Annotated in this window: 1 protein-coding gene and 1 pseudogene; both read right to left on the bottom strand. The window is 44.2% G+C overall.

Annotated features, from left to right (window positions below):
* Positions 1-798, bottom strand: a pseudogene (locus tag RHEIN_RS17035) (RHS repeat protein); the annotation flags it as partial.
* A 434-nt stretch (positions 799-1,232) separates the two neighbouring features.
* Positions 1,233-1,916, bottom strand: a 684-nt coding sequence (locus tag RHEIN_RS21275) for an RHS repeat domain-containing protein (protein WP_040555363.1), incomplete at its 5' end; no start/stop codon positions are given.

Raw genomic sequence — 1,916 nt, 5'->3', positions numbered from 1 at the left:
CTGGTTGTTCAGAATATAACCCACCACCTGGCCATTAAAATAAATGTACTGTTTGCTGGTGCCTTCGGCTAACAACTGGCCTTGTGGGCTATAGATAAACCTCGTTTCAACACTGCCGACTGATTTATACACCCGCTGGCCCAATGCATTGTATCTGTACTGGGCAGAACCTGCGCTTGCCATTCGGTTATCGTTGTTGTAGCTGTAGCTAATCACACTGCCATCAAAACGTTTTTCAGTTTTCAGATTACCGTTGGCGTCATAATCAAACACCCGGGTTACACCCCCTTTGGTCACTGAAGATAAACGGTTCGAATTAGGTGCTATAGCGTAGGTTTCATTCACAGCTCCACTGCGACTGGTTCTGTTGCCCAATGCATCATAGCCAAAACTATGATTGCCTAAACCACTGCTGGTGATGCCTGTTAAACGTTTTAACGCATCGTAGCTGAAATTCTGGCTATAACTACTGGTGATGCCGTGAGTGATTGAGCTAATGGTATTGTCCAGGTTGTAACTAAACCCAAGGCTTTGAACTCCTGCCGTGGCTATGCCGGTTAAGCGGTAACTCTGGTCGTAACTCAAAGTACGCTTTAAGCCATTGCCGTAAGTCCATTCATCCACTGGCCCGCCCGGAAATTGTTTGATGCCTGTCAGCACAGAGCGGGTGACACCGTTGATAGTCACTGTCATGGAGGCTAAATCACCATTGACCGCATAAGAGTAATTCACCCTGTTGCCACCAGGATAGGTTTGGCTGGTGACACGGCCCATAGTGTCATAACCCCAGGTAGTCACATCATTCCAGCTGCTGACATAGTTGGCAGTTAAAACCGAAAAAACAGGGGGAGGGTGAGATACCCAACCCCATGTTTTACTCTACAAGACTATGTACCACAGCCACCATATGTAAAAAGTGGCAATTGGAAGTATAAAAACCAAACGTTTTTTTGTATGGATTAGAAATACTAGCCATCCTAAGATAGTGTAGTAGAACAAATTTGCAACTATAGATAAAAACCTTAACTCAATATTGTTATCCGTAGGGTCTCCTAATAAAAAGAAGGAACTAGGCCATAGCAACAGTAGCAACGAGTCCAGATACTTGAAACTCATTAGGATTCTGACGCCTTCTGGATATGAGTTGTTTATGACATCCCAAAAAAAAAGCCACCCCAATGGAAGCATTGCTCCAGCAAATAAAATCCAAAATGCATAACTGATTTTAGTGGTCATTGTCCGCCACCTTGAAGTGCATCAAAAAAAGGTCTTGGCCTAATGGAATCAGATGATTGAATACCTGCCTCTCTCAATACTTGCCTAACAAAATCGACACAGTTCGTATCTGTTAAAGTATACTCGCCCGGATTGCTTTGAACCTTGTGCATGTAATCCAGCATTTTCTTATCTTTTTCTGCCGAAGATTGAATTGTTTTGCATGACAGCTTTTCCCCACTATCAAAGACAACTTTACCTTGTTGTCCCGTAATAGGATTGCCTTCTGCGGATGAATTAGGGTAATAACCTTCAGTATTAATGCTATTGATGCCGACCCCCACATGCCCAAACCCCCCGGCACCGCTATATAAACATACGGTTGCATCAAGCCCGAAAGGATCTGCGAAATTAACAGGATTCCCACCGACATACCCATAAGTATTCAACCCACCTGCCAAACCAATAGGGTCTGATTGCAGGTATCTGCCTAAAGTCGCATCGTAATCCCTGAAATAGTTATACCAGCTGGCTTTTTCAGAGTCCCAATATTGTCCAGGGAATCCTATGTTGAAATCACCAATACTTGTGCTTAACACAGAACGGTCAAAGGCCTCTAATTTAGCCCGCCACACTATAGCCTTGCTGGCATTGGTGATGACTTCAGGGCGCCCTAAATGGTCGTTGTGCACATAATACAG

It is taken from the genome of Rheinheimera sp. A13L, from assembly GCF_000217935.1.
In the GTDB taxonomy this organism is placed as follows: Bacteria; Pseudomonadota; Gammaproteobacteria; order Enterobacterales; family Alteromonadaceae; genus Pararheinheimera.
The sequence above is the reverse complement of the archived record's forward strand: the minus strand, read 5'-3'. Positions and strand labels throughout refer to the sequence as shown.